Source organism: Telluribacter humicola (genome assembly GCF_017355935.1).
Taxonomy (GTDB): Bacteria; Bacteroidota; Bacteroidia; order Cytophagales; family Spirosomataceae; genus Telluribacter; species Telluribacter humicola.
Genome location: NZ_JAFIQT010000004.1, coordinates 216,801 through 243,580 on the forward strand (window position 1 = coordinate 216,801; position 26,780 = coordinate 243,580).

Annotated in this window: 23 protein-coding genes; 6 read left to right on the forward strand and 17 right to left on the reverse strand. The window is 45.1% G+C overall.

Going from position 1 to position 26,780, the window contains the following annotated elements; translation table 11 throughout:
• Window positions 1–676: 676 nt before the first annotated feature.
• Together JUB14_RS18965 and JUB14_RS18970 are read left to right on the forward strand one after the other, a co-directional pair.
• Complete coding sequence (locus tag JUB14_RS18965) at window positions 677–1,438, forward strand: ParA family protein (RefSeq protein WP_207508390.1); 762 nt, start codon at window positions 677–679, stop codon at window positions 1,436–1,438.
• Entirely contained in the window at window positions 1,413–2,192 is a 780-nt protein-coding gene (locus tag JUB14_RS18970) for a hypothetical protein (RefSeq protein WP_207508391.1), read from the forward strand. The genes JUB14_RS18965 and JUB14_RS18970 overlap by 26 nt, the downstream gene beginning before the upstream one ends.
• Window positions 2,193–2,978: 786 nt before the next feature.
• Here the strand turns inward: JUB14_RS18970 and JUB14_RS18975 are convergent.
• Together JUB14_RS18975 and JUB14_RS18980 are read right to left on the reverse strand one after the other, a co-directional pair.
• Window positions 2,979–4,019, reverse strand: a complete 1,041-nt coding sequence (locus tag JUB14_RS18975) for an aldo/keto reductase (RefSeq protein WP_207508392.1) — start codon at window positions 4,017–4,019, stop codon at window positions 2,979–2,981.
• Between the two features lie 147 nt (window positions 4,020–4,166).
• Window positions 4,167–4,577, reverse strand: a complete 411-nt coding sequence (locus JUB14_RS18980) for a hypothetical protein (protein WP_207508393.1) — start codon at window positions 4,575–4,577, stop codon at window positions 4,167–4,169.
• Between the two features lie 668 nt (window positions 4,578–5,245).
• Here JUB14_RS18980 and JUB14_RS18985 point away from each other — a divergent pair.
• Window positions 5,246–6,436 carry an MFS transporter gene (locus JUB14_RS18985; RefSeq protein WP_207508394.1) on the forward strand — a complete coding sequence of 397 codons (1,191 nt, stop codon included), beginning with the start codon at window positions 5,246–5,248 and terminating at the stop codon, window positions 6,434–6,436.
• A gap of 211 nt (window positions 6,437–6,647) precedes the next feature.
• On the forward strand, window positions 6,648–7,541 hold the full coding sequence (locus JUB14_RS18990) for an SDR family oxidoreductase (protein ID WP_207508395.1): 894 nt from the start codon (window positions 6,648–6,650) through the stop codon (window positions 7,539–7,541).
• An 82-nt stretch (window positions 7,542–7,623) separates the two neighbouring features.
• On the opposite strand, the gene JUB14_RS18995 is transcribed toward JUB14_RS18990, so the two are convergent.
• The 6 genes from JUB14_RS18995 to JUB14_RS19020 all read right to left on the reverse strand — a co-directional run bounded on the left by JUB14_RS18995 (window position 7,624) and on the right by JUB14_RS19020 (window position 13,432).
• Complete coding sequence (locus JUB14_RS18995; protein ID WP_207508396.1) at window positions 7,624–8,655, reverse strand: S41 family peptidase; 1,032 nt, start codon at window positions 8,653–8,655, stop codon at window positions 7,624–7,626.
• Window positions 8,656–8,667: 12 nt separating this feature from the next.
• Window positions 8,668–9,456 (reverse strand): hypothetical protein, encoded by a 789-nt coding sequence (locus JUB14_RS19000; protein ID WP_207508397.1) that lies wholly within the window; start codon window positions 9,454–9,456, stop codon window positions 8,668–8,670.
• A 24-nt stretch (window positions 9,457–9,480) separates the two neighbouring features.
• Window positions 9,481–10,971, reverse strand: coding sequence for a serine hydrolase domain-containing protein (locus JUB14_RS19005; RefSeq protein WP_207508398.1), 1,491 nt, complete (start codon window positions 10,969–10,971; stop codon window positions 9,481–9,483).
• 3 nt (window positions 10,972–10,974) lie between these two features.
• Window positions 10,975–11,166: a hypothetical protein gene (locus JUB14_RS19010; protein ID WP_207508399.1), complete on the reverse strand. Its 192-nt coding sequence runs from the start codon at window positions 11,164–11,166 to the stop codon at window positions 10,975–10,977.
• Between the two features lie 105 nt (window positions 11,167–11,271).
• Entirely contained in the window at window positions 11,272–12,126 is an 855-nt protein-coding gene (locus tag JUB14_RS19015) for a LytR/AlgR family response regulator transcription factor (RefSeq protein ID WP_207508400.1), read from the reverse strand.
• A gap of 154 nt (window positions 12,127–12,280) precedes the next feature.
• The gene (locus JUB14_RS19020; RefSeq protein ID WP_207508401.1) at window positions 12,281–13,432 is read right to left on the reverse strand and encodes an acyltransferase family protein; all 1,152 of its coding nucleotides are present in this window, start codon (window positions 13,430–13,432) and stop codon (window positions 12,281–12,283) included.
• Between the two features lie 623 nt (window positions 13,433–14,055).
• Between JUB14_RS19020 and JUB14_RS19025 the strand changes: the two genes are divergently transcribed.
• Both JUB14_RS19025 and JUB14_RS19030 read left to right on the forward strand, forming a co-directional pair.
• Window positions 14,056–14,592 (forward strand): YceI family protein, encoded by a 537-nt coding sequence (locus JUB14_RS19025; protein ID WP_207508402.1) that lies wholly within the window; start codon window positions 14,056–14,058, stop codon window positions 14,590–14,592.
• A gap of 20 nt (window positions 14,593–14,612) precedes the next feature.
• Window positions 14,613–15,548 carry a ring-cleaving dioxygenase gene (locus JUB14_RS19030; RefSeq protein ID WP_207508403.1) on the forward strand — a complete coding sequence of 312 codons (936 nt, stop codon included), beginning with the start codon at window positions 14,613–14,615 and terminating at the stop codon, window positions 15,546–15,548.
• Between the two features lie 115 nt (window positions 15,549–15,663).
• Here the strand turns inward: JUB14_RS19030 and JUB14_RS19035 are convergent, their stop codons facing one another.
• The 9 genes from JUB14_RS19035 to JUB14_RS19075 form a co-directional block, all read right to left on the reverse strand.
• Window positions 15,664–17,151 carry a capsule assembly Wzi family protein gene (locus JUB14_RS19035; RefSeq protein WP_229368016.1) on the reverse strand — a complete coding sequence of 496 codons (1,488 nt, stop codon included), beginning with the start codon at window positions 17,149–17,151 and terminating at the stop codon, window positions 15,664–15,666.
• 147 nt (window positions 17,152–17,298) lie between these two features.
• A complete protein-coding gene (locus JUB14_RS19040) occupies window positions 17,299–18,666 on the reverse strand; it encodes a sugar transferase (protein ID WP_207508404.1) in 1,368 nt (455 codons plus the stop codon).
• A gap of 202 nt (window positions 18,667–18,868) precedes the next feature.
• Window positions 18,869–20,095: a WcaI family glycosyltransferase gene (locus JUB14_RS19045; RefSeq protein WP_207508405.1), complete on the reverse strand. Its 1,227-nt coding sequence runs from the start codon at window positions 20,093–20,095 to the stop codon at window positions 18,869–18,871.
• A 431-nt stretch (window positions 20,096–20,526) separates the two neighbouring features.
• Complete coding sequence (locus JUB14_RS19050) at window positions 20,527–21,375, reverse strand: glycosyltransferase family 2 protein (protein WP_207508406.1); 849 nt, start codon at window positions 21,373–21,375, stop codon at window positions 20,527–20,529.
• 227 nt (window positions 21,376–21,602) lie between these two features.
• A complete protein-coding gene (locus tag JUB14_RS19055; RefSeq protein ID WP_207508407.1) occupies window positions 21,603–22,187 on the reverse strand; it encodes a WcaF family extracellular polysaccharide biosynthesis acetyltransferase in 585 nt (194 codons plus the stop codon).
• Window positions 22,188–22,198: 11 nt separating this feature from the next.
• Window positions 22,199–23,215: a glycosyltransferase family 2 protein gene (locus tag JUB14_RS19060; RefSeq protein WP_207508408.1), complete on the reverse strand. Its 1,017-nt coding sequence runs from the start codon at window positions 23,213–23,215 to the stop codon at window positions 22,199–22,201.
• Window positions 23,216–23,413: 198 nt separating this feature from the next.
• Window positions 23,414–24,385 (reverse strand): glycosyltransferase family 2 protein, encoded by a 972-nt coding sequence (locus JUB14_RS19065; RefSeq protein ID WP_207508409.1) that lies wholly within the window; start codon window positions 24,383–24,385, stop codon window positions 23,414–23,416.
• 73 nt (window positions 24,386–24,458) lie between these two features.
• Entirely contained in the window at window positions 24,459–25,526 is a 1,068-nt protein-coding gene (locus JUB14_RS19070) for a glycosyltransferase family 2 protein (protein WP_510187064.1), read from the reverse strand.
• The gene (locus tag JUB14_RS19075) at window positions 25,471–26,718 is read right to left on the reverse strand and encodes a glycosyltransferase (RefSeq protein ID WP_207508411.1); all 1,248 of its coding nucleotides are present in this window, start codon (window positions 26,716–26,718) and stop codon (window positions 25,471–25,473) included. The genes JUB14_RS19070 and JUB14_RS19075 overlap by 56 nt, the downstream gene beginning before the upstream one ends.
• Between the last annotated feature and the right edge of the window lie 62 nt (window positions 26,719–26,780).

Below are 26,780 nucleotides of genomic sequence, written 5' to 3' on the forward strand. Positions count from 1 at the left end.
TTGTGCGTTTATCGGGTGGTATACGTGCGTTTATGACTTATATTATGCTGTAATTCAAATGGTTACGGACTTCTAAAGAATACAATATATTAAATTGTAAAAGAAAAAATAACAATACTAATTGTAGTTGCTTCTTTTTGATCATGTTTTCTTAGCAAACTAATAAACACATATACCTCTCCTTTTGATAGGAGTAGAGTACATAGGCCAAATCAAAGTGTAGGAGCTATGAAACTACCCGTATTATTTTCCGCCGCGCGCCGCACTAATTTTTTTAGCGTTTAAGGGTCAGTACGTTATGATTATAAAGTGAATTAAAACACATTTCCCTCACGTGAACAAAGGCGAAGTACCATCTTGAGTTTTGCCGTATGGAGAGTAAAAAAACACATTTTCCTCTTCTCTATATATAGATCTTCATGCTGTCACTGCCAGCGCTATCACTCAGCAAGTTACCAGCTACTGTTCATTTAGCTCATACCAGACTTACTCCACCTGGCCTGCTTAGGATCTCATTGAAAGAGTGGGTACTATTTGTATAAAAACACATATACCACACACAAAAATACGAGTAGAAACTCCTCCGGGGCGGTAAATATTTACTTCAAAGTACCGCGATACCTTCGGAATACAGGAAGAAAATAATACATTTGGCTCTATCAAGACTCATATCTCTATGAAGGTAATTTCTATAACCAACAACAAAGGAGGGACTGGTAAAACCACTACCAGCTATAATCTGGGGGCGGCCCTCGCTAATCGTAATCACAAAGTACTCTTAATTGATCTGGATGCCCAGTGTAATCTTACCATCGCCACGGGAACATCTACTACCGGTCGTCATATCGGGGAGCTCCTTTTAGGGGAGGCCAGTTTTGATGACGTTGTTGTCAAAAAAGACCTTTTCGATTTGCTACCGGCGCATCGGATGCTACTAAGTTTTGAATACCGTATCAACACGGAGCCGGATAGCGGCTTCTTTTTGGCAGAAAACCTTGAAGGGAAAGAGTATGATTTCGTCATTATTGACTGCCCGCCCAGTTTGGGATCATTGACTGTCAATGCACTCGTGGCCAGTGATTTCTTTGTGGTACCCATGCAGGGAGAAAACTTTGCGTACGTCGGGCTGGATGAAATACTGCAGCTCACTACTAAGATCAAGCGGAGGATGAATCCCAGAATTAAACTGGCTGGAATCCTGTTTAACCGTTTCGATATGCGGACTAAGTTTGGGCAGATGGTCTTGCAGAAGCTTACCCAAAACCCGATGGTGCGAGTGTTTGAAACCTCTATCCGGCAGGATGTATCGCTGATGGAAAGTACTGCCTTTGCCCAATCTATTTTTGAATATGCACCAGACTCACGGGGTGCTAGTGACTTCGGTAAATTATGTGATGAACTTCTAGAACTATATGGCGAAGAAAAAATTCAGCAGTGATCTTTTAAGGGATTTGCATGCTGAGGCAGTAGCTCCCATTCCTTCACTTGAAGAGGAAAACACTGAGCTAGCCGAACTGTCCTTGGATGAGCAGTCCCGCCTGGAAGAATGTGAAGAGGTGATCCATAAAGGATTAAAGACCTTTGTGGAAGTTGGTAGCGCCCTGTACGAGATCCGTGATAAGAAGCTGTATCGCAATCACTTTAAAACGTTTGAAAGCTACTGCCAGGAGCGGTGGCAGCTGAAGCGGCAACGTGCCTATGAATTGATGGGTGCCGCTGAGATAGTCAATCAGCTGTCAGAAAATTTGTCGGAAATTTCCGACAAAACTACCATTGCTCCTCCAGATAAGGAGTCCCATGCTGCGGCCTTATCCCGAATACCTGCAGTGTTGCGGTTCAGAGCCTGGCAGAAGATAGTTGAAGAGAGTGTGCAGCAGGCGCGCCCTGTGACGGTAAAGCTGATCAACGAGGTAACAGATACTCTGATAGATGAACAGGATACAGCAGAGCCACCTGCAAAGAGTCTGGACGAGAATGAAGAGCTACTTAAGCAGATGCGCAGCAAGGTAGCCAAGGCCAAACTGGATGATGTTCGTATAGAGATCAGCGGCAAATGGCTTATCAAAAATAAACTGGAAGATATCTGGAAACGGATCAGTCCGGATGCTACGGACGAAATCAGTGAAGATTACCGGGCGCTGATCACGCTAAACCAGGCCGAAAAAATAGGGATCATCAGAAAGCTGAAATAGGGCAGGTGAGTTGTGGTGGAGTTGATTCATTAGCCACTAGTAGATTAATTTGTACATAATTTGTACATATAGGTTATGGCAGATAAATAATAAAAACACATTTACCTCACGGTTAAAAAACGGGGTGAAGCTATATAAATACAGCTTTTAACCTTTCGAACTTGTAATAAGTACTAGACAGAGCTGCCAGCATCCTGGCAGCTCTTATTCGTTACCAAGGTGCACAACCATTGAAGGAACATTCATATACATCTCTATCTGGTATATGATATACCTTGTAGGTCCAAATCATTGATCAAAGAAAGAGAAACGGGTGTGGCAGTAAGTTCTACCGAAGGCTCTTCTGTATGGAATTTATTAGGTTAGTTTCTGGCGCTATAAGTCTTCAGGAATTTCATGAGGTATATGTGTTTTTTTAAAGAAAGGGGCTAGAATATGGTTACTAGGGCTTGTATTATCTCACTGGAAGTGCAGGCGGACCTGGTAGTAGTAGATGATGGATTTGGGAAGTACGATTTTAGGGTTTAAAAATGATCATTTTCTGCCTTACCCTAGATTACACGGTATCTAAACATAACTTTTTTCGTTCTGCTATATAAAAAAAGTGAAGGAGCTATATTTTTTGGCATTACTATTGCTATAATACAGAGAGAAAGATTTGAATTTCTAATAAATAATGGTGTGGATATAGTTCGGGAGTCAAAGGCCACTAGCCTTTGACTCCTTTGTTTTGGGACAGGGTAGAAGGTGGCTTATCAAAATGAACTCAACTTGTACAATAGATACCTACTTATAAAAAGGAGGCAGAGGGTTGAGAGTTAAGTTCTGACGCTGGTGCCAGTATGGATAAATGGTAGGTACGTCACTTGCTAGATCCAGGCGCTTCACCTGCTCGGTAGTCACATTCCAGCCGACAGAGTCTAAGTTCTGCCTGAGTTGCTCCTCATTACGGGCACCAATGATAACGCTGGAAACAGTCGGTCGCTGCAGCAGCCAGTTAATGGCAATCTGAGCTACAGTGTTACCGGTTTCGGCTGCAATCTCATCAAGGGTATCCAGTATAGTATAAAAGACCTCTTCATTCACTACGGCTTGCGGAACCGGACTTCCGCCCTGCGCAACGCGGCTGTCGGGAGGGAAGGGCTGGTTACGGCGATACTTACCACCCAGTCTTCCGGCAGCCAACGGAGACCAGATAATACCGCCTACCTTCTGGTCCAGTCCTAAGGGCATAAGCTCCCACTCATATTCACGGTTGGTTAGGGAATAGTATACCTGGTGAGCAACGTACCGTTTCCAGCCGTACTTCTCAGACAAAGCCAACGATTTCATCAGATGCCAACCCGAGAAGTTGGACGCTGCCAGGTACCGGACCTTACCGCTTTGTACCAGATCATCCAGCGTTCGCAGGGTTTCTTCAACGGGAGTGCCCCCATCAAATCCATGCATATGGTATACATCGATATAGTCCGTGTTCAACCGCTTGAGGCTGCCTTCCACCTGCCGCATCAGGTGAAAACGCGATGAACCCTGGTTGTTAGGACCTGGTCCGAAGGGAAAAGTAGCTTTAGTTGAGATGATGGCCTGTGATCGTAGTCCTGTAAGTGCTTTTCCAAGAATCTCTTCCGATAAACCGTTCGAATACACATCAGCGGTATCGAAGAAATTAACTCCGGCCTCCATGCAAACGTTGATCATCCGGGTGGCCTCTTCGACCTGTGTGCTCCCCCAGGCCTTAAAGAAGTCATTCCCTCCGCCAAAGGTGGCGGTTCCAAAGCAGAGTACCGGTACCTGTAAGCCGGAAGCTCCTAGTTGTCTGTATTCCATGGTAGTGATTAAAGTGAGTACTACCTGGAAAAACAGAAATCGTAATCTGAGGTTCAGAAATGCAGTAAAATAGAGTGCTTAAAAGGATAGCAGGCAGGTATAGCAAGCTAAGCCGAAACAGGAAGTAGCGGGGACAAGTAAAAGCTACTACTTGCTGCCGAATGGAAAGCGGCGGAATGTGACAGAGCTCATCGCGTCTTTATCGTAGACGGCAAGGCAGTAGGGTTTGAACTCTGCTGCGATGTTCTCCACCCCCGGTAGTACCTGGTCAGGTACCGGTGTTCCCTCCCGAAAGAAATACACCTTGGTGGACCCGTACTTGGTATGAGGCATGAAGTTTCCATACTGTTCCATCTCTGACCAAAGCGTATCAGAAGTGGTAACTGCATACACACGTACGATCGGGCCTGTGTTGTTTTCATTCCGATAAACGGCCACCTCCTTAAAGTTTCCGGTAAGATCCTGCACACCGGGCTGCGATATGGCATTGGAGACTATCCAAATCAGTAAAAGTACTACTCCTGTTCCAATCAGGTATTTGGGTTTTATTTTATTCATAGAGACAATATAGTTAGTAACAAAGGTAACGCAGAAATTTTGCAATAGAATTCCAGTCCGGCCCATCAGCGGGAATATATATAGTAGCTATTGATGAGAAGTATTATTCAGTAGTACCGGTGGGAGTAGCTAAACCATTCTCTAAGTCGTTAGCACTAGTCTGACATATCATTCACCTCTTCTGTCAGGTTAGCTTCTTATATTCCACAAGTACGGATTGCACGATACTTATTTGCCTTTGAAATATTCAAATATATTTCATTTGTAAGAGCAGCTTTTGATAAAGCAAATATAGAATATAACTATTTGGCTATTCTTAGTATTTTAAGAAGAGTGATGGTGTAGTATTTATAGAAGTTTTAGATATCCCTTATTCTTTACCAAATCAGCCTAAACGAAAGCTTATTTAAGGTTGTTCGTCAATTAAATTATGGAGACATAGGTACGGAAGCAATAGTAAAAAGGGATCCATTTGTATTATTATTCTAATAGATGCTATACCATATACCATTACTTTTTTATTGGGTAAGGACATTGTAATTAAAGATAAATCTAATTGTATATAAATAAGAACGGTACAATCAGGTAAGGAGTTGAGTTGGCGAACTACCTACCAGGCTTAAGTACTTTTCCTGCTGTAAACAAGCAGGAAGTTTAAAGTTATGAATATGAAAAAGAGATTGTTACCACTCACCTTAGGAGGATTGGGAATCGGTACTACCGAATTTGTAATCATGGGGCTACTACCGGATATCGCTAAGGAGTTTTCGGTGTCTATTCCCCAGGCAGGACTTATTATTTCGGCCTATGCCCTTGGGGTAGTCATTGGGGCCCCTTTACTGGTAGCTGTAAGTAGTCGTATGGCGCCCAAGAAGATCCTGATCCTGTTGATGCTCCTATTTACAGTTTTCAATGTGATATCCGCTTTTGCTCCTTCCTATTGGACCTTGTTTGTAGCACGGCTATTCTCCGGATTACCACACGGAGCCTTCTTTGGAGTGGGTTCGGTGGTAGCCAGCAAATTGGCCGATAAAGGCAAAAAAGCGCAGGCTATTTCTCTGATGTTTGCTGGGTTGACCATTGCCAATCTGCTGACAGTTCCCCTGGGCACCTACATAGGTCATAACTTCTCCTGGCGCTATACATTTGGTGGTATAGGGGTCATTGGACTTATCACGACCCTGGCTATTTATATGCAGCTTCCGTCTGTACCGGCCTCTAATTCGGGAAGTTTGAAATCAGAACTGCGATTATTCAGCCGTATTGAGCCCTGGCTGATTATTCTCATTACAACTATTGGTACCGGAGGGCTGTTCTGCTGGATTAGCTACATTGCTCCGCTCATGACAGAGGTATCTCATTTTTCGGCTTCGATGGTACCTTATATCCTAATTATAGCCGGACTGGGTATGGTCCTAGGAAATATGGTAGGAGGGAAGCTGGCCGATCGGTTAAAGCCCCTTACAGCCACCATTGTACTGCTAACGGCCATGGCGACAACCCTACTGCTCATTTACCTGTTTTCATGGAATCAGGTAGCTTCGCTAATTCTGACCTTTATGGCCGGGTGTTGTTCACTGGCTCTGGCCGCGCCCATCCAGATACTTATGATTCAGACTTCTAAGGATGCCGAAATGCTGGGAGCCTCGGTAACCCAGGCTGCCTTCAATATGGGCAATGCCCTGGCTGCCTTTTTGGGTGGACTTCCCATTGCAGCCGGGTATGGATATACCTCTCCTCAGCTTGTGGGTATGGCAATGGCACTTACAGGTATCTTCTTTGCCTGGTTGCTGGTGAAAAGGACCAAAGTACTGCCCGCTGATAAGGTACCGGTACAGGTTCTGGAAGAAGTATATTAGTGCTACACCTGTACCAGGTGCTACGTTGAAGTCCCCAAGGCTATTCTGCTTTGGGGATTTTTGTTGGTAATGCGAGTGCAGTTAGGTAGGCTGTCTGAATTTTTAGGGGTTGAGGTAGGACCAAGTGCCGGGCTTTTAGTTACTGGAGTATCCTTACTGAGTAGGAGGGAAGAGAGTAATAATAAATCCAACCATTAAAAGCAGAGAAATCATGAGCTCAAACGCAGAGAATACACAGCAGGACCCGAAGGATAAGTACCCCAAGCCTGAATTTCCGGAACAGGAACAGTCTGTACCCGGTACTGAAGCAGAGCTACAACCCAAAGCCGATCATGGAGAGAGCTCCTACCGGGGGAGTGGCAAGCTAACAGGACGTAAAGCCGTTATCACCGGAGGCGATTCGGGCATAGGCCGGGCGGTGGCCATCGCTTTTGCCCGCGAAGGAGCTGACGTACTGATCTCTTACCTCAGTGAGCATGAAGACGCTAAGGAGACGGCACGCTATATAAAGGAAGCCGGAAGAAAAGCCGTACTGGTGCCGGGGGATATAAGCGAAGAAGCGCACTGCAAAAACATTATCCAGCGAGCCGTAGACGAATTTGGCCAGATTGATATACTGGTCAACAATGCTGCTTTTCAGATGGCCAGAGAGTCCCTTGAGGAAGTTTCAAGTGAGGAGTGGGATTATACATTCCGGACCAATATCTACGCCATGTTTCACCTGTGTAAGGCGGCCAAGCCACATATGCATCCCGGAAGTACGGTGATCAACACTACCTCTGTCAATGCTTACCGACCCAAACCTATACTGGTACCCTATGCCGCTACGAAGGGAGCTATTCAGAACTTTACCGCCAGCCTCGGCCAGTTATGGGCAGAAGATGGTATACGGGTGAATTGCGTAGCACCAGGTCCTATATGGACCCCCCTGATTCCGTCTACCATGCCTGAAGAGGAAGTCAAGACCTTTGGGCAGAATACCCCGTTGAAGCGGGCCGGGCAACCCGCCGAGCTGGCACCCATCTATGTGCTGCTGGCTTCAGAGGATTCCAGCTATATGACCGCTTCTACCGTACAGGTAACGGGAGGTACGCCTACCATCTGATGGTAATCTAGCAAGGCCTCATTACGAATAGGAATGACAAGACCTGATCGTACCACACCATCAGGTCTTGTCAATTTATAGCTTACTTTGATAGTATCTCTATTGCTTTTTCCAGCGCTTTGTCTTTTCCTGCCTCTATTTCTTCCTTACTGTTATGTACAAGTAGGGTAGGGGCCAGACCAATGCCTTCGTAACTTTTACCTTCCGCATCGCGCACATCGGCGATGGGTACCCGGTACAGCCACCCGTTGGGGAGTTCTCTCTTGATAGCATCGGAGAAGGCACCGCCGGTACTGTCACCCACCATCATAGCATGAGGTACCTGTTTCATCCCAAGAACAAAGGTTTCGCCGGAGCTGTACGTTTGACGACGGGTAAGTACTACGACGGGTTTGGTAAACTGGAAGCTCCCCGCGGGTTCGGTGTAGAACTTGATCTCCGAAGCAAAGTCATTATGGTTAGGACCGTTGCGTAAGCGACTGGTAAAGGAAAGGTGCCTGGTGGTAGCAAAACGGTTAACGATATACTGGGCCACCCGGTCTTCACCCCCACCATTGTTCCGCAATTCAATAACCATCCCTTTGGCTCCCTTCAGCTCTCCCAGCACGATATCCATGGCTTCGGGGTAGTAGTTAAAGTCATTGGAAAAGCTCAACAAAGAAAGGTACCCGATGTTGCCGGGTAACCAGCCGTACTCTATATCATTGCCGTACTTTTTCTTTTCCAGCAGGTACTTGTCTACCACCTTCGTGCTGAAGTCTTCAAATTTCTGACGACCCAGTATACCGCCATTGTAGTAGGGCAGACCTGTATTCAGGGTAGGGCGTATGTAGATATGGTTGTCATTGAGGTGGTCAAGCATTTCGCCCATCACCGTAAGCAATTCGCGGTCAGTTGTACCGGAGTTTATTTTGGGGCGGTACTGCTTGTAAAGGGAGTTCCAGTCTACTTTCTTCACTTCGAACTGGCCGTATAGTCGATCATATTCCTGCCAGAGGGCATCAAAGTTGTTTTCGGGTGTATTGCTAACCTGCGGATCAATGAATGACTTTTCACAGGCACCAAGAACAAAAATTCCAAAGATGATAAGACAATTTTTAAGTACTGTTTTCATGGCTATAAAGGATTAAAAATTAAAGGCTGTGTGAACGGATACACTCTGATAAATGCTTTGAACGGGACGAGGAGACGGATAGCGCATCCACCGGATGCCGTAGTCAACACCCGCACTCATGCGTTGGCTGAGCATAAACTGGTAGTGGGCATTTGCCTGGAGCATGCGCAGCCGATGAGGAGCCGTAAACCGGGTACCCTGTTTGAAAAAAGCAATAAAATTGGATTCGTCCGCTGACTTGGGGAAGTTGGCGTGGATATGGCGCGAAACGGCAGCCAGTACAGGGGTACTCACACCGGCCGTCAGATGGTGACGGTTGTGCGTATACTCCGTCTGAAACTGGGCTTGCAGGGCGGCTACATTGGTAGCCCAGTAAAAGTTGGCCACCTTGTCGGCTATCTGAAGACTATTTTGCAGTTTACCACCCAGGAAAAATTTGACTTTGCGGGACCGACTACCGAGCTGCCGAATATAGGATACGTCAACATCGGCCGCGTAAAAGCTTGAATGTACTTTATACTGGTAAAAGTCATCGCCATAGGCACGTTCTCCAAACCGCTCAGGAAGGGTAGTACCAATGGCAGGGGAGATGGCTACGCTAAATCGTGCCCGCTTACTCATGTGTAAAAAGTCCAGGGTTACCTGAGTCGCTCTGGTGTGGTAAAGAAGCGGCGAGGCCTGCTGATCCAGCATCCTGCCGGAGAGTGATCCAACTCTTACTTTGAGTGAGTTGGGATGTTCCTGAGCTGCCAGGCGGTACGAGCCGGCCAGGCACAGGATGGATAAGATTACTTTTTTCATGGCTTTTGAATTGATTAAAATGGACTACTTTACTTTTTTAAATTGAAGGTCGGTAACGGCATTCCGGCTAAACATAAAACCGGTAGGAGAGCCTGACGCGTCTGTCTTAAATTCGAAACAATTATTCCCCATCAGGTCGGCGGCAAAGCGATTGGTATCGAGTGGGAGCAGGGGAATGTGGATCAACCCGTAGATACTCATCACCAGCTTTCCTTTTCGGACCTTCAGCCGGTAGTGCTTATCTAATTCAGGACAGTAGTACTTCCCGGCGAATGCTTTCAATTCATCAGCCTGATAGCTCCGAGGCTGTACCTTTTTGAGTAGTAGCTGTTGATCCCTTTCGTACACGATCAGGCTACTGACCTGACCTGACTCCGATCTGCAAAACTGCAGCTCATCTACTTTCAGGCCTCTATTCTGATAGCAGTCGGTTCCTGATGGTACCAGTGGTACCTTGTAACCCTGATATGAAGCAGCGGCATAGAGCTGGCCGTCTTTCTCCTCGACAAAACGGATATCGGATTTATTACTGGGGTGCAGGTAAATACCCGTCAGATCGGCTGCCGGGGCAGGTGATACTCCGGATTCAGCGGCTGTTGCTATCTCTGTATCCCCCTTTATCATCCATTCACCTACCAGAAGCAGTTTCTGCGTAAGACTCCACATATTACCTGAGTTAGAAAGGCAGATCAGCGTGAGCCGGTGCTCCGGAAAGCGAACCATTTCGGCTTTATAGCCCGGGTCAGCTCCGCTATGGCTTACGGTTAGGACACCCTCCTGATTAACTACCTCAAGGCCATAGGCGTAGGAGGTATAGGCCCCATTATTCAAAGTCCCGGGCTTCATAACCTGCTCGATGAGGGCCTGACTACCCATTCCCAACCGGTTCCGGTAGAAGTTGGCATCCCACTGGATCAGATCATCAACCGTGGTGACGAGGCCGGTCGAGCCGTAGGTATTTCCTTTAAAGTGCTTTTGTCTGTATGTTTGACGCCCCTTTTTATACCTGCTCTCGTACCCTCTGGCCAGATTGGGAGTCTTGCTATTTATTTGGCTGATGATCCTGGAATGAGTCATTCCCAGTGGTTGTAAGATGTGGGAAGCTACGTATTCATCAAAAGGCATCCCGCTCACGCGGGTCACGATCTCGGCCAGCAGAACATACCCTCCGTTGTTATACTCATAGCACTCGCCGGGCTTAAAGTTGAGAGCCGTCTGCCTTTTCAGCATCCGGATCACGTTCTCGCTGGTGTAGTGTTTTTCGCCCCTGAAGGTTAGACCTACCAGGGTGAAGCCATCGCGAAGGCCACTGGTATGATGAATCAGGTGTTTGATGCGTACAGTATCGCCCAGGTAGGGTAGTTCGGGCAGATAGGTTCGAATGTCATCTTCTACCGAAAGGGTACCGTTCTCAGCCAACAACGCAATGCTCATCGCCGTAAACTGCTTGGTCATGGAGGCAACCCAGAAAGCATGCTGGGGCGTTAGCTTTACCCGGCCTCTTACATGGGCCATACCTTAGGCTTGTTTGAATACGGTCTGACCGTCCTTGACGATAGCCAGGACGGCACCGGGTGACTGGGTAGTATTCCTGTCTTTAAAGAGGGAGTCAATGCGGGCGGTTGGTACTCCCGCCAGGGATTGTGCTCGTATAGCCCCCGTGGCTATACTGCTAAGCAGCAGGCTTACGATTAAGATGACTTGTTTCATGGCTCATTTGTAACTAAGCACAAAACAAAGTCAAAAAGTGGCTTTATGTATTTTAAAAGGCCTTTTTGATACTGAACCGTACAAAAAAAAGCGACGAAATGCAGGCTAACGCTTCATCCACTGACGAAATGCAGGAGCTTTTTGCCGGCTGATGGTAATGGTTTCCGGTAGTTTAGGATTGGGAGTAAGCGTAACAGTGAGCTTGCCGTACTCATCGGTAACAACGCTCTGGAAGCAGTGGGGCGTTACGATAAACTGCCGGTTGGCCCGGAAGAACTGTGGCTCCGGGAGCTGTTCCTGCAGCCGGTCCAGGGACTGGTCGAGCAGGTAGACCTTTTGGTTCATATCGAGCAGGTACGTTTCCTTATCTTCTGAGTAGAGGCAAAGAATAGAAGATAGGGGGATCAGCACCTCCTTTTTACCGGTCCGTACCGTTACGTGTTCCATTGGTGGAGCTGCCGGCGCTGCTTTAAGCAGATCTGCTATGGCTCTTTTTTCGGCTTCGCTTTTTGTGTGGGAATCGTAGAAGTAGAGGCACACGTAGATGGCATTTCCGAACAGAATAAACAGGAAGGCAATGACCAGGTCCAGGGAGAAGAAATGCTCCATCTGATAGGGCCGTATGAACGCATATTCAGCATAGACTAACGCGGTCAAGGCCGATAAGCTGACCCCATTGGTGGCTACCAGCTGGATGAGCAGTCGTACGATGAAATTCTTCTGCCAGGGGTAGCGCTTGTCCAGCCAGATAATGCACCCGCGCATCAACCGCCATATCAGGAATATCTTGAGGCAGTCGCTGATATACTCATAGGCAATGATCCACTCAAACTGCTGGTAGTTGTAGGTCAGATAGTGAGCAAAAGCCGCAATTATGGGTATTCCAATCACCTGAATCCACTTGTCGTGGTAGGTGGGGAGGGTAGGGCTAGTCGTATTGATTGAAGCATCCTGTTGCATGCTACAAAGGTAAACTTTTGTTACTTATTGTACTTCATAAAGGCTTGATACATATATCTGGCTAATGACGTAAACAGTGTAATCCTTTAGTATAAGGCGAGAGCCGCCCGCTAAAGGTGCAGGCGGCTCTCGCCTTATACTAAATCTAATATTGCTATACCTTCAGAAACAGCTTATTACGGTACAGAATAAGCATAAATATCCATTGCACCATGATAAAGGCCACGACACCACCGACCAGCTGTACCGACTCAGGGAACTGGCTTAGTAATCCACCAAACAGGGCGTTGGCGGTGTAGGTGAAGTCAAAGAACTTCTTGGATAGGTAGATAACGATTGAATTCATTCCGATCACCAGAAAGAAAAAGGTCCATTGGCGATAGCCCTGTACATCGATGATCCAGTAAAACAGAGCAAGCAACAGGGAGCTTAGCCCGGCTGTCAGCAGCACAAAAGAGCTGGTCCAGATATTCTTATTGATTGGGAATACGGGGTTCCACGCCAGTGCCAGCACCAATCCCGCAATTCCAAAAAGTACCATAGTCAGTATCTTTCGAATAGGGGAGAAGGCCTGATCACTGGTTCGCAGAAGCTGGCCGGCCAGTATCCCGAAAAGACCCGTGGCTACGGCCGGAATGGTAGAAATTAACCCCTCCGGATCGTGTATAGTCAGGTGTAGTCTTCCCGGTAGTACCAGGCGATCAACGTAGCTGGCGGGATTACACTCCATAGTTAGTAATCCGGCGCCACAGCCAGGTACCGGGAACAACGCCACAAACGCCCAGTAGCCAAGCAGTAGTAAGCCCAGCCAAAGGTACAGGAGTCGCCTGGGGCTATATATATAGATGATCTGCGCAAACATACCCGCCAGACCAATACGCCCCAGCACACTCGGAAATCGCATATCTGCCAGTTCTGTGTGCAGAATACCATTATTATAAATAATACCCAGCAGGACCAGGATCAATCCACGCTGAATGGCCTTTCGGGTTAGCTGAGACCTGGAGGTACCTTTATCCAGTCGGCTGCCCACGGAGAAAGGGGTGGATACCCCCGCCATAAAGATAAAGAGCGGGAATATCAGGTCATAGGCATGAAACCCATTCCAGTCCGGGTGATGGAGTTGGGCCTCCATAGTCTGCAGCCAACCCAGCCCCGTTGCCGCCGCCAGCGCATGTACCAGCTTGCTACCGCCCGTAATCCAGAACATGTCAAACCCCCGTAGCGTATCCAGCGACTGCAAACGCCGGTAGGGGACATTGGGGGTATTGACCTGATTGGTAGTAGGTTTAGGAATAGTAATCATTTATACATAGAAATAAGATTTACAAAAGGTGGTTGGCTACAGGTACTGCGGCCGGTAATTATAGGAACTAGTTTTTCTTTAAAACCAATACCTGGATGTACCATCATACTGGGACCAATAGGGAACAGTTAACTATATTCTGACTTTTATGCGTACAAGTTAGTAAATATTTAAATTAGTAGATATTCGTAAAATATAATGCTGGAGAATCACTAAACGGCAAAATATCTTAATCATTTTATCCATTTGTAATGAACGTGTTTGCCTTTTTATAGAAGGGTGTAGTAGTTGAACAGTAATCTTTGTAACTTCAAGTAAAAATAAAAGTACTTAATGCCGAGTAAATAGTATAGTTGGCATCATCTTTGTAGTTTGTATCATACCTGTTTGTATGATACAAATCATAAATAGTGTGTATAGTGTCATGAAGTCAGAGGGTCTTGCTCTCTGACTTCATTGTTTATGTACTATACCTTTCCCCACTTTCTACCCCCACCTTTTATAGCCAAAGCTGCATGAAAAATGAACACATGGAAACTTTTTTGATTAAATAGATGTATAAACATTAAATGTTATTACATTTGTTTATTCAATTTAATAATCATCATAACACAGTTACAATCATGGCAACAAGTAAATGGATTCTGGACCCTACCCACAGCGAAGTACAGTTCAAGGTAAAGCACCTGATGATTGCAACTGTAACCGGATACTTTAAGGATTTTAATGTAGTTGCAGAAACTGCGGATGAACAATTTGGATCCGTAGAGAAAGTCTTATTTACCGCCGATGTTAACTCTGTCAATACCAACAACGACCAGCGTGATACGCATCTCAAGTCGGCTGACTTCTTTGATGCCCAAAACCACGGCGAAGTCCGTTTTGTAGGTACTGGCTATACCAATGTACATGGTGATGAGTATGAGTTGCAGGGGGAGCTGACCATCCGGGGTATTACAAAACCTGTAACCGTAAAAGTAGAGTTTGGTGGTATAGTGGTTGATCCGTATGGTCAGACCAAAGCCGGATTTACTATTAATGGTAAAATCAGCCGTAAAGAATTTGGATTGACCTGGAATGCGGTAACCGAAGCGGGTAGTGTAGTTGTGAGTGATGAAATCAAGCTACTGGCCGAAATTCAGTTGGTAAAACAAAACTAAAAACCTCGAGAGGTATAATTATGGAAAATCAAATCCTGGGCCTGCACCATATTACGGCGATCGCCGGCATGGCCAAAACCAACGTAGATTTTTACACAAAAGTCCTGGGGCTTCGCCTGCTCAAAAAGACGGTTAATTTTGATGATCCGGGTACCTACCATTTTTACTATGGCGATGAGAAGGGGAGTGCCGGTACCATCCTTACCTTCTTCCCCTACGAAGGAGCCGGAAGAGGGAGTGCCGGTACCGGAATGGCGACGAATATCGCCTACTCGGTACCCGAAGGAAGCTTTGACTTCTGGATCAATCGTTTTGAGGAGTATAATATTATCTATAACAAGCCGTCCCAAAAATTCGGTGAGCCTTACCTGACCTTCCTGGATCCGGATGGTTTGAAACTGGAACTGGTTGTACCTAAAAATGAGGACAGCAGAACGCCCTGGGTGACTAACGAAGTAAAGGCCGAGGTAGCCACGAAAGGCTTTCATGGCGTCACTCTGACATTAAAGGATATACAACCGACGGCAGCCGTTCTAACGGATATATTCGGCTACAAATTCCTGGAGAAAAGCGGGAACCGCTACCGGTATATCACGGATGCCGTGGAGTCGGCCGCTATCATTGACCTGGTGGAGCTGCCCAACGAACCCAGTGGGGTTGGTGGGGCAGGTACCAACCACCATATTGCTTTCCGGGTGCCGAACGAGGATGTACTGATGCGCTTCCGCGAAAAGGTATCACGGAGCGGGCTTACCATTACCGAAAAAATAGACCGTAACTATTTCTACTCCCTGTATTTCAGGGAGCCGGGTGGAGTCCTGTTTGAGATAGCTACCGATAATCCGGGCTTTGGTATCGATGAGCCCTGGGATCAGTTGGGTTCAAGCCTGCTGCTGCCACCGCAGTACGAGCAACACCGCAAAGAGATCGAACGCATACTACCTAAGGTAGACTAAAAATAGGGGAGGGGAGACAACTGTTGTCTCCCCTCTTTTTATGTTGCATGTTTCTGCCTATAAGAGAAATAAGGGTCCAATGATGAGTGATGGCTTATTGAGTAATAAGCTCCAACTAGTTATTAAAAAGTCCCTCCTTGCGAATGCTCAGCATAAGGCCGGTGGAATTTTTATAAAGATTTCCTATATCTGTTGCCACGGTTCCTGTAAGAATTGTATTCCCCCCGAGCCAGGACGTTCGGCGCTGTAACGTCAGCATACCTGAAAACTGTCTTGGATGGGTATCAAAGGGTACATCATACGTACCAGAGTTACTTGAGTAGGAAAATCGGGTACTCCATATGTAATTGTACAGGAGAGTACCTTTGAGACCCAGGTGCACTACGGCTACCCGGTTGTTGCTGGTAAACTTATACGATGGCCATAGCGGTGCTGTTTCGGTGGATGGAGGTATGAATGGAGTACCAATGGTTCTGTTGTAATAGGACCATCCATCCCACACCTGACTGTTGTTGAAGTAGTTATCCCTCCCCTGTTTGCTTCTGATGTAGCCGAATTCTGTCCCTCCCTGACTTTTGGTATAAAGTAGTTCAGCTACGACTTCATGAACTGTCACAGCCCGTGATTCATTGTTTTTAATTCTAAGCCTGATTCCGTTCAAACCATCCATGATATTGTTGAGGTGAAAGAGGGACCCGTCATCATAGATGTTTTGACGATACAGAAACAGACTATATTTTTTTCCGATCCATTCTATTGCTGCGTCTACAGTACCTAAGTGATTGCCTACTCTGTTGGTATAGTCGAAGAAATCCATATTCGGATTCGCGTTGAATGGCTTCATGCCCGTCACTGCATAGATATAGTTTTTAAAGCCCGTAGGCATCTGTCCATCTACTGTATTATACCGACTCTTTCCTCCCCACTGTACCTGGTGGTTGAATCCACCATAGAGCCTTACCCGGCTTTGAGTAGTACCCAGTCGAATATACAGGCTCTTCTGATGGAGCTTCAGTTCACTGGTATTAGGACGATTATTTTCGAATAAGCCATCTGCATAAAAACCCTGAACTGCTACCCAACCCCTGGTCATAGGAACGTTGGTAAACTGGCTGAGCCCAAATCTGATAACGGGTATAGGGAGAGCATTGCCAGACCAGGCGTACGATCCCATGCCAATAGTACTGTCAGCTAGCCCTACCAAGTATCTTTTTCGGCCAACTGATAACTCCCAATTATTGAGGTGTAAGCTTCCATACGCCTGTGGGAGCAGTAGTTGAGGTTTGGGAGCGGTGGTAACATTCATAATATTACCCACCGCTTCAACACCGAGGCTTGTACGCCACTGGTAGTTAGAATTTTTGTTCCTGGTCAACGCCCAGTATTTATCAAAACCGGTCCGGGCACTCAGCAGGGATCCAGTTCGAGGTACTATGCCGTACTGATTAGCATGCATCCAGAAAGGCGTCCGCTCAATGGAGGTTCCCAGACCTGCCAACTCAATATAACTTGTGGTACTATCAGAGGTACTGCCGGATTGAGCAATAGATGGTGTAGAGAGCAGCCCTATAAATACCGATACTAAAAGATAGGCTAATTTCATTGATGTATACGTAATGGTATATCTTTATAAGCGGCCTTAATCTGTACCAGGTTGAGCAGGTAATGGCTCATTAGCAGAGTACACTCCCTCCTGTATGTAATTCTGAAACACAGGAGTTTGCAATTGCCCGATAGTTGCTACATCAGGTTATCTGCCTCTTCCCAGCATCATTACTACTACGGTCCTGAATACAAGGCTGATATCCTGGCGTAAGCTGTACTTGCCAAAATATTCCATATCGTAGCGCAGCCGTTTAAGGTTTTCTGTTACACTGGTAGCATAACCTACCTTGAGCTGACCGATCGATGTAATACCAGGCTTTACCGTTAGAATTTTCTTGAATTCGTCAGGAGCTTCCTTCATTATCATATCTACGTCATACTTATAGAGAGGACGTGGACCTACTATAGACATATCGCCTTTAATTACATTAAAAAATTGGGGTAATTCATCGAGCCGACTACGCCTGAGTATACGGCCGATAGGAGTAATGCGTGGGTCATGATCGCCCTGTGAGTGTTGTAAACCCATCTTATCGGCATCTACGTACATACTCCTGAATTTATATATCTTAAAAATCTTACCCCATTGCCCCGATCGCTCCTGCAGAAAGAATACGGGTCCGCGGGATGTTAATTTTACAATCAAAATAATGAGAGCAAACACAGGAATACCTGCCAAAATCGCAGTGATTGAGAATGCTAAATCAAATGCCCTTTTAACCGTTTGCTCCCGTATACTTGAGAACGGTTTAGTATATACGTCTATTACCGGATAGACATCATGATACTCAATGGTGGCCAGATTTGATACAAAGCCACGGAAGTCAGGTACAAGTCGTACCTGTGTCTTCTGCCTGCCGGCCACCTGAATTATACTCCGTATTTGCTCATTTTTAAGGGCTGATAAGCCACAATAAACATAGTCAAGGCCTTCTTGTCCCATAAAGTCTTCCAGGGCTGCTTCATCATCATATCTACCCGTAAATTCAAATACGCCGCTGTAGCGATACCCCAGATGAGGACGCTGTTCATAAAAGCCAATAATGAATTTGATAATCTCATCATTACCAATTACCGCGTATCGGCGGTAGTTGTATCCTGCCTGGCGGTAAAAGTGCATGAGTAGCAGCAGGATTATTCGGACTGCCGAACCAGATATAAAAAATATAACGTACGTAATACCCATCTGAATTCGGGAATGCAGCTCACCTTGCTTTATTAAGTAAAGAAAGGTCATTGTGCAGAAGGCATGTAGCAGGGATGCCTTTAATAAATTACCGGTCTGATCATTAAAGTTGTACGATAACCGGGAAAACTGATAGGTTTTTAGAATATAGATTAATAGTACCCACAGCAAGTTTCCAACTAGTAGCAGATTAATTTCATGTTCATCTAAGGCTGCCACTTCATCCGTGGTACGCAGCACATCAGCAATTAAGTAGGATGCATTCAAAAGCAGAATGTCCGTCCAAAGATGTGCTTTGGGTAATATGTCGGTTGATCGGCTTTTCATCCTAAAAGTGGTATAGTGTGTTTCGTTAGTATTAGATTTATGTTTGCTATTAATCAAATCAGATTTTCACAACCTTATCACAAGTTGTTGTATATTAATTAATCTCTTGAATTTCATTTTGTAGTTATCCTTAAATTAGAAAAATCTCAGTTAGATTAAATAGATCTCCTATTTATATCGGCCCTATATACAGCATGAAGTACTAGGCCTGCAACCGCATTAAATTTTCTTCAAAGTTTTTAAGTACCGACACTTTACTTATATGGTTTTGAGCGTATAGTTTAGCGTTTCTTTGATATATACTTAAATCCATTTCAAGAGCATTTTTAATACCGTAAATAAGTGCTTCTACTGATTCTGGTTCAACCACAATTCCAAGCTCATGATTTGTAATCGTATCATATAAGGTGGTATTAGGCTGAGCTGTAACTAGCGAGCATCCGCCAGCAGCCATGATATTTGTTAGCTTGGAAGGAAGCATCAGATCAGCAGCCGATTTCTTCTGTAAAACGAGGTGTAAATCAGCGGCTGCCAGCAAAGCGGCTAGCTTATCGTGTGGTTGTAAGGGGAAGAAATGAACATTATTTAGGTTATACTGCTTTACCAGTTCCTGGAGTTTAGCTTTGCCGCCTCCGGACCCCACTATTACAAAACTTACCTTAGAGGAATTAAACCACCGTGCTGCTTCAATTAAAAGATCTAACCCTTGCTTTTCACCCAAATTGCCTGAATAAAGAACCACTTTGTCCTCATCACTTATTTTGAATTCCTTGCGGAGGGACATCTCCTTTGGCATTGGTTGTATAGTGTTAACATCGACCCAATTGGGGAACATAATAATCTTGGAAGGCGATATACCTTTGTATTCAATTTTTTTCTGCATTCCTGAACTGATGGTAGATACAGCGGTACCATTAATCAGTATATATCGTTCTGCACCAAGCATCAGTTTAAGAAAGCGTTGGTTCTTAATCATCCCAAGGTCCCGGGCAGCATCTACCTGTAAGTCCTGGATGTGACACACAAAAGGTACTTTACGAATTTTGGAATAAATCAATGGTAGAAAACCTAAATGAAAAGGAGGACAAACACCGATTACCTTGTCGTATTTTTTTCCAAATAAAATAGGAATCCAGAATACCAGCGAACTCAGTACAAACGAGAATTCGTGTAGTATCCGTTTTATAGATGTTACCTGATTTGGAACGTATAAGGGGCAACGATGTACCTCTACATCATCGATCACCTCTGTATGCCACCCCTTATTTTTGTGCGTTGGGTGTATGACCCACTCAGGATAGTAGGGTACAGCGGTGATTACGGTAACCCTGTGGCCCTGCTGTGCTAGCCAGGCTCCCATTTCACCGGTATATTTGCCAATTCCTGTTAATTCAGGTGCATAGTTTATGCCATAGATCAGTACTCTCATATAGATTGTGGATATCAACTGTTAGTATAGACCTACTATGGTTTAGAATTGTGTAAAGCTTTTATGTAAATAATATATAGTTCTGGATTATCAAATTGCTTACGCTTTTTCATAGTAAAAGTAGGTGCCAAATCACACTAAGTAACCCTTGTAAGCGATCTGGCATTAATCATTACACTTATTAATTTAATAACTCTAACTTAAAGTAAACTTTGCCTTAAATGAAAGAAATATTAGCAAATGGTGCCATTATCACTATTATAACAAATTATTAAAATTTAGCTTTCCAATTCTTTAATAAGCATTTACTAATAAGCCATATTGGTAATGTTTCATCAGGAATATAAGGTTGTGGTACTTCTATATTTTGTTAGTTACTTAAAAAGATTATTTGAAAAACGTTTATGTCTATTAGGCTAGATTCAATTGTATTAGTCGATCAATGAAACCTCTGAATGTTGCATAGTACTTTGAGTAGACTTGATCATCTCTCTCATTTTTATCTGTATCAAAAATTCATAGTACCCAATGTTGATACAATAGATAAGCCCTGGTATTCCTTCCATAAAACCTAAATTAATAAAGTAGGCGTGAAAGAAACGGAGCAATGGCCATCCAGGTAACATACTTAGTCTGGATTTCAAGGCGGGATTACGAATACTTCCATGTTTAGAGAAAATATCCTTCAATGGTGGTGTGCTCGATAGCCTGGCGGATGCTTCCTGAGTCGAGTACTTATTGTGTCTTTCCAACCAGTGAGACCAGCCCTTAGAAAATCCATAGTGTAAATAGGGCTCACGTATGTACTCTACTTTCCCATAAAGTATATCTTCTTTTTGCCCGTGTCCGAAGTCTTTAAACCTGGCCATACCCACCCTAAGAAGCCTGAACTGCCATTTTGGAAAATTATCGCAATTCTTTAACCATTTATCTTCAAACATCATCTTCCAGCAGCAATAATATCCCGCTACCTGGCCATCTGCACTCTCAATATTATCTAAGATCGTATCACGAAAAGTAGCCGATACTACTTCATCTGCATCTAAAAATAAAATCCAGTTGTACTTAGTAGGTATGTTATCCAGTGCGAAGTTTCTTTGCTTTCCAAAGCTTTCAAATCTATTGTACCAAATGCTGGCACCGTAGCTTTTTCCTATTTCCACGGTACTATCGGTACTTCCTGAATCTAGTATATGTATATCATCAGACCAGGTTACCGATGAAAGGCACATTGGTAGATCCTTTTCTTCATTTTTTGTTAATATTATTACTGATACCATTTCCAAATAAGTATATAGGTGTGGTAGATTCTTCTATTTCCTGGCGTCATCTGCTCTATTATTCCTAATAAGATAGCAACATGACATGTAATAAATCTAATATTATCAATAATCCTCTGTTCAATCAATTTGATATTAGCAACTGGTTACTTTATGAGCAGATGGTAATATTAGATTGATATTTTTATTAGTATTAATAAGCAATAATTTCAAATAGAAGCTAATCATTAAGTGGCTACGCCTAAATCTTCGTGATAATTATCTTTTACCGTAAGCAGTAATCGCTCTTTAATTGGTTTACAGGGATGACCTGCACATACTTTCCAGCCAGGCATGTCCTTGGTCACAACTGACCGGGCTCCTATCACACAGCCATCACCGATCGAAACACCAGGATGTATAAATGCCTCTGCTGCTATCCAGGCATGATTGCCAATATGAATAGGCATCGTAGTAAGGGGGAAGCCGGGTCTGGTATAATCATGAGATCCTGTACACAAATGCGCGCCCTGTGATATGACGGTACGGTAGCCAATCCTGATTTTTCCCTGAGAATATAGAATGGCTCCACTGGCTATACCACACTGATCTTCCAGCTCAAGATTCCAAGGAGCCCATACTTTCACACCCGGGTACACATGCACTCCCCGTCCTACTTTTGCACCGAACAGCCTGAGCAGAAAGGAACGCCAGCCGTGAAAAGGTTTAGGGGATAAGGCAAAAAATAAAGTATAGACAAATCCCCAGATCATTCTACCTATACGATTACGTACAGAGAATGACGGTCCGTTTAGAGTATCAACGTTATGCATAGGTACTTGTATTAGATAGTTGATTGTTCAGCGTTATAATTCTTGTAGGCCATGATGTTCTCTGCGCTACTTCTAATATGTCTGCTGAAGTGAAGTTTTTTCTGAATATTTTTGAGTACAAAAACAGGGTCCAGCACGACTGATACGAAGAAGTACAGGCCAAACCGGGCATAGTTACTCTTGTAGAAGTAGAAGCCTGCCTCCCGGTTGAACTGCATGGAGTAGTACTGCCTCTTCTTGTTGAGCTTTTCCAGGGAAGACAGCAGCCGTATGTTATCGGTGAACTGCTCTAACGTTATGTCAGGCTCATTCTTCCGCTGCTGGTGTATGCAGTAGTGCACATAGTCGATCTTGGTGACCGTGTCCAGCCAGGAGCTGGATTGCATGGCGGAAGCCGGGTGTACCCGGTACTTCATCAGCGGCTCCTGGATGATGGTTATCAGGTGGCCCTTGTTGATGAGCCGGTTCACAAACTCCATGTCCTCGCAGGGCCAGAACTTCTGATCCAGTCCGCCCACTTCCAGGAAGGCACTCTTAGCGATCATGATTCCCGTGTAGGCACAAAGTACCACCTGATCTTTGGCTAAGACGTTTCTGCAGTCGTCAACGGTCTGCAGGGAGGTGTATACCTGGGTACCCATGGTCTTGCCTTTGCGGTCTATGTAGTAGCAGTGGCAGCTGCTGGCGGCCAGTTCAGGATGCTGCGCATGAAAGGCTACCTGCTTTTCCAGCCGGTCGGGCAGCATCAGGTCATCCGCGTCAATCAGGGCGCAGAGCAGGCCGCTAGCTTTTTCTACCAGCTTGTTGGTGGCTTCAGACTTACCTGCATTCTTCTCGTAGTAGGCTTTTATTCTCGCGTCTTTCTTCTCGTACTCGCGTATGACCTGCGCAGACTGATCCGTAGAGCCGTCATCGAGGATGAGGATCTCGAAGTGCTGGTAGGTTTGCGCAAGGATACTTTCTATGGTTTCGGCTATATAGCTCTCCTGATTATAGACAGGGAGTATAACGGATACTAATGGTTCCATAACGAGTCAAGTTGCTAACGGGTGTGATTTTATCAGGAGCTATGTTGGATCGTACTAGCCGTGTGCTTTCTCTCTCTCGTTATCAGGTTCGTTAGCTTAGCAAAAGCATGTGCCGATGATAAAATCAGTAATCTAGTCTGGGATAAATCTGGGTTAATCTTTATGGTTGTGCAGGAGTAGTTTCTAATCAATAATCACCTAAGCAGTACTTCTTCTGAATTGCCGGTTGAACTGGAGCCTCTTCTGAATATTTTTGAGTACAAAAGCTGGATCCAGCACGACTGATACGAAGAAGTACAGGCCAAACCGGGCATAGTTACTCTTGTAGAAGTAGAAGCCTGCCTCCCGGTTGAACTGCATGGAGTAGTACTGCCTCTTCTTGTTGAGCTTTTCCAGGGAAGACAGCAGCCGTATGTTATCGGTGAACTGCTCTAACGTTATGTCAGGCTCATTCTTCCGCTGCTGGTGTATGCAGTAGTGCACGTAGTCGATCTTGGTGACCGTATCCAGCCAGGAGCTGGATTGCATGGCGGAAGCCGGGTGTACCCGGTACTTCATGAGCGGCTCCTGGATGATGGTTATCAGGTGGCCCTTGTTGATGAGCCGGTTCACAAACTCCATGTCCTCGCAGGGCCAGAACTTCTGATCCAGTCCGCCCACCTCCAGGAAGGCACTCTTAGCGATCATGATTCCCGTGTAGGCACAAAGTACCACCTGATCTTTGGCTAAGACGTTTCTGCAGTCGTCAACGGTCTGCAGGGAGGTGTATACCTGGGTACCCATGGTCTTACCTTTGCGGTCTATGTAGTAGCAGTGGCAGCTGCTGGCGGCCAGTTCAGGATGCTGCGCATGAAAGGCTACCTGCTTTTCCAGCCGGTCGGGCAGCATCAGGTCATCCGCGTCAATCAGGGCGCAGAGCAGGCCGCTGGCTTTTTCTACCAGCTTGTTGGTGGCTTTTGATCTGCCTGCATTCTTCTCGTAGTAGGCTTTTATTCTCGCGTCTTTCTTCTCGTACTCGCGTATGACCTGCGCAGACTGATCCGTAGAGCCGTCATCGAGGATGAGGATCTCGAAGTGCTGGTAGGTTTGCGCAAGGATACTTTCTATGGTTTCGGCTATATAGCTCTCCTGATTATAAACAGGGAGTATAACGGATACTAGTGGTTCCATAACGAGTTGGATTTCAAATTAATCAAGGTGTGTTTATTCAGTGGCTATAACTTCGTCGTACTAACTTGCTGCTTTACTTTCCTGTAAGGTTTACCAGTTTAGTAAAAGCATGGGCCGGCGACAGAACCAGTGATAGGAGGATTTGTATGGAAAAAGGAATGTATTCTTTTGACATCAGGCTAACCCCAGCATTTCTAAAGTAGATCTGTGCGTAGTTGTACCTTCTTCGGTTTAGCTTAATCCAGAATGGCTCCTGATCCCTTTTGGCTTTGAATTCCTCGTAGCTTATTACCGGCTTATTATTTCGTCTCAGGTTGATACATTCGATCACATAACCTATCACGTCAAATGTATGCAGGGGTTGTTTGGCTGTGATGGAAGAGGAATGGATCCGGTACTTCATGAGTATATCCTGCTTAATAACCAGGTTATATTTCTTTTCAATCAATCGGTTGAAGAACTCAAAATCATCACAAGGCCAGAACTCTTTTTTTAAGCCTCCTGCCCCGGTATAGGCCTTTCTTGAAATAAAAAGGCCAGTCATGGCACACTGGATCAACTTGTTACTTTTATAAGTGCTCTCACATTCCTCTTTATTCTTGAGAAATGGATGTCGCTGTACACCCAGGATTTTTCCATCCTTATTGATGTAGTAGCAATGGCAACTGGAAGCGTCAATATCTTTGTTTTCCAAATGAAAATTGACTTGCTGTTCTAACCGGTTTGGGAGCATTACATCATCGGCGTCCAGTAAGGCGCACCATTCCCCCTTGGCCCGGTCGACCAGTTTATTCGTTGCGGTACATCTTCCTGAATTATCTTCGTAGTACGCGGTAATCCTGTCATTCGTTTGGGCGTACTCGCGTATGACTTGTGCAGACTTATCAGTAGAACCATCATCCAGTATCAGCAGCTCAAAGTTTTGGTACGTTTGCGCAAGGACACTCTCTATGGTTTCAGCTATATACCTTTCCTGATTATAGACAGGTAGTATAACAGATACGAGTGGTTCCATTTGATGTTTATGTTTGTTCATTTGTTTTATCGTGATGTAGAGGACCCATACCAGACTACTACGTAATAGCTTATAGGCTTGTGGCGATAGAAACAGCGTCTTTATTAAGGTTAAGGCTAGCTCCATCCATGACTTTTTCCATAAGCCTGTCAATACATCGCTCTATATAGAAGAGGTCATTGAATGTGGTTCTGGCTGTCATCGCCATGGAAGCTCTTTTACTTTCAGTGAGCCTATGCCAGGTTTCCAGTAGTTGATAGGTACCATCGGTGGTGTTATCAGCTACAAATCCGCTTCCGGAGCGCTCTATTTCTTCACAAATATTGATCTGGTTGGATATAAGCACAGGTTTAGCACAGGCAAGAGCCTCTACTACGGCAATACCAAAGTTTTCCTGGTGGCTTGGGAGTATAAACGTGTCACAGCCGTAGAGAGCACCCCATTTGGCATCTCCGTTTATCATACCGGGAAAGAAGACCCGGTTCTTCATGCCCTCATTTGAGTAAACAAGGTCCTGTATATACTGGCCATAAGGCGTATCAATACCAGGACCGGCAATGACCAGCACTGGTAATTCAGCCTGATTATTTTTTGGGTCTTGTATAAGTTTTGCATAGGCGTTAATAAACAGATCAACTCCTTTTTTTTCGTTTATCCGGCTTAGGAATAGTATGTAAGGCCTGTTATTCAAGTCCGGACATTTGCTGGCAAAAGCCTCACTCATTGCAGTGGTATAGGCAGGAGGCTCAATGATTCCGAAACCAATATTAATTTCCCGTTTGGGTTGGTACGGGCGAAAGGGCAGCCGTGCAAGATGTAGTTCCTTTTCACAGGTGAATACGATACCATCAGCCTCATTGACAGTCTTGGACTCTATCACTTTCCAGTAGAGCCAGTTCCTTATTGCTTTCAACCTTCTTCCTGATGCCTTCTGAAAGTAGGGGTCGAGCATACCATGTGGCATTATATATACTTTTGGATATTCTAATCCGTTGCTCCGGCGATAATTCAGTATAGTCCTGATCGTTATAAAACTTTGGTACTGCCATAGACCATGCACAAAAACATAGTCATAGCGATACAGATTAACGTTCAACCATTTTGGCAGTTCTATATTGTAAGCCCAGGCGCCTTTCCATTCGCCCAAAGCATGTACCTTGAAAGCTTCTTTGTGTACATAATCAGCGGATGGAGAATCAAGACAGACAACCTCGTTGTTGATGCCACGCCTCTGCAAGGTTGGTATCAGGGTACGTATACTTTCACTGGTACCTCCCCCCTTCGGATCCATGCTCGTGATTATGTGAAGGATATTCATTCCTATCGTAGTTTTAAGTCTAATAGTGTGTCTTTGATATACCTGCGGTATTTTTAGATCTC

Coding starts and splice junctions, on each gene's coding strand:
- JUB14_RS18965 (WP_207508390.1), top strand. CDS start 677: ATGAAGGTAATTTCTATAACCAACAACAAAGGAGGGACTGGTAAAACC.
- JUB14_RS18970 (WP_207508391.1), top strand. CDS start 1,413: ATGGCGAAGAAAAAATTCAGCAGTGATCTTTTAAGGGATTTGCATGCT.
- JUB14_RS18975 (WP_207508392.1), bottom strand. CDS start 4,019: ATGGAATACAGACAACTAGGAGCTTCCGGCTTACAGGTACCGGTACTC.
- JUB14_RS18980 (WP_207508393.1), bottom strand. CDS start 4,577: ATGAATAAAATAAAACCCAAATACCTGATTGGAACAGGAGTAGTACTT.
- JUB14_RS18985 (WP_207508394.1), top strand. CDS start 5,246: ATGAAAAAGAGATTGTTACCACTCACCTTAGGAGGATTGGGAATCGGT.
- JUB14_RS18990 (WP_207508395.1), top strand. CDS start 6,648: ATGAGCTCAAACGCAGAGAATACACAGCAGGACCCGAAGGATAAGTAC.
- JUB14_RS18995 (WP_207508396.1), bottom strand. CDS start 8,655: ATGAAAACAGTACTTAAAAATTGTCTTATCATCTTTGGAATTTTTGTT.
- JUB14_RS19000 (WP_207508397.1), bottom strand. CDS start 9,456: ATGAAAAAAGTAATCTTATCCATCCTGTGCCTGGCCGGCTCGTACCGC.
- JUB14_RS19005 (WP_207508398.1), bottom strand. CDS start 10,971: ATGGCCCATGTAAGAGGCCGGGTAAAGCTAACGCCCCAGCATGCTTTC.
- JUB14_RS19010 (WP_207508399.1), bottom strand. CDS start 11,166: ATGAAACAAGTCATCTTAATCGTAAGCCTGCTGCTTAGCAGTATAGCC.
- JUB14_RS19015 (WP_207508400.1), bottom strand. CDS start 12,126: ATGCAACAGGATGCTTCAATCAATACGACTAGCCCTACCCTCCCCACC.
- JUB14_RS19020 (WP_207508401.1), bottom strand. CDS start 13,432: ATGATTACTATTCCTAAACCTACTACCAATCAGGTCAATACCCCCAAT.
- JUB14_RS19025 (WP_207508402.1), top strand. CDS start 14,056: ATGGCAACAAGTAAATGGATTCTGGACCCTACCCACAGCGAAGTACAG.
- JUB14_RS19030 (WP_207508403.1), top strand. CDS start 14,613: ATGGAAAATCAAATCCTGGGCCTGCACCATATTACGGCGATCGCCGGC.
- JUB14_RS19035 (WP_229368016.1), bottom strand. CDS start 17,151: ATGAAATTAGCCTATCTTTTAGTATCGGTATTTATAGGGCTGCTCTCT.
- JUB14_RS19040 (WP_207508404.1), bottom strand. CDS start 18,666: ATGAAAAGCCGATCAACCGACATATTACCCAAAGCACATCTTTGGACG.
- JUB14_RS19045 (WP_207508405.1), bottom strand. CDS start 20,095: ATGAGAGTACTGATCTATGGCATAAACTATGCACCTGAATTAACAGGA.
- JUB14_RS19050 (WP_207508406.1), bottom strand. CDS start 21,375: ATGGTATCAGTAATAATATTAACAAAAAATGAAGAAAAGGATCTACCA.
- JUB14_RS19055 (WP_207508407.1), bottom strand. CDS start 22,187: ATGCATAACGTTGATACTCTAAACGGACCGTCATTCTCTGTACGTAAT.
- JUB14_RS19060 (WP_207508408.1), bottom strand. CDS start 23,215: ATGGAACCATTAGTATCCGTTATACTCCCTGTCTATAATCAGGAGAGC.
- JUB14_RS19065 (WP_207508409.1), bottom strand. CDS start 24,385: ATGGAACCACTAGTATCCGTTATACTCCCTGTTTATAATCAGGAGAGC.
- JUB14_RS19070 (WP_510187064.1), bottom strand. CDS start 25,526: ATGGAGCTAGCCTTAACCTTAATAAAGACGCTGTTTCTATCGCCACAA.
- JUB14_RS19075 (WP_207508411.1), bottom strand. CDS start 26,718: ATGAATATCCTTCACATAATCACGAGCATGGATCCGAAGGGGGGAGGT.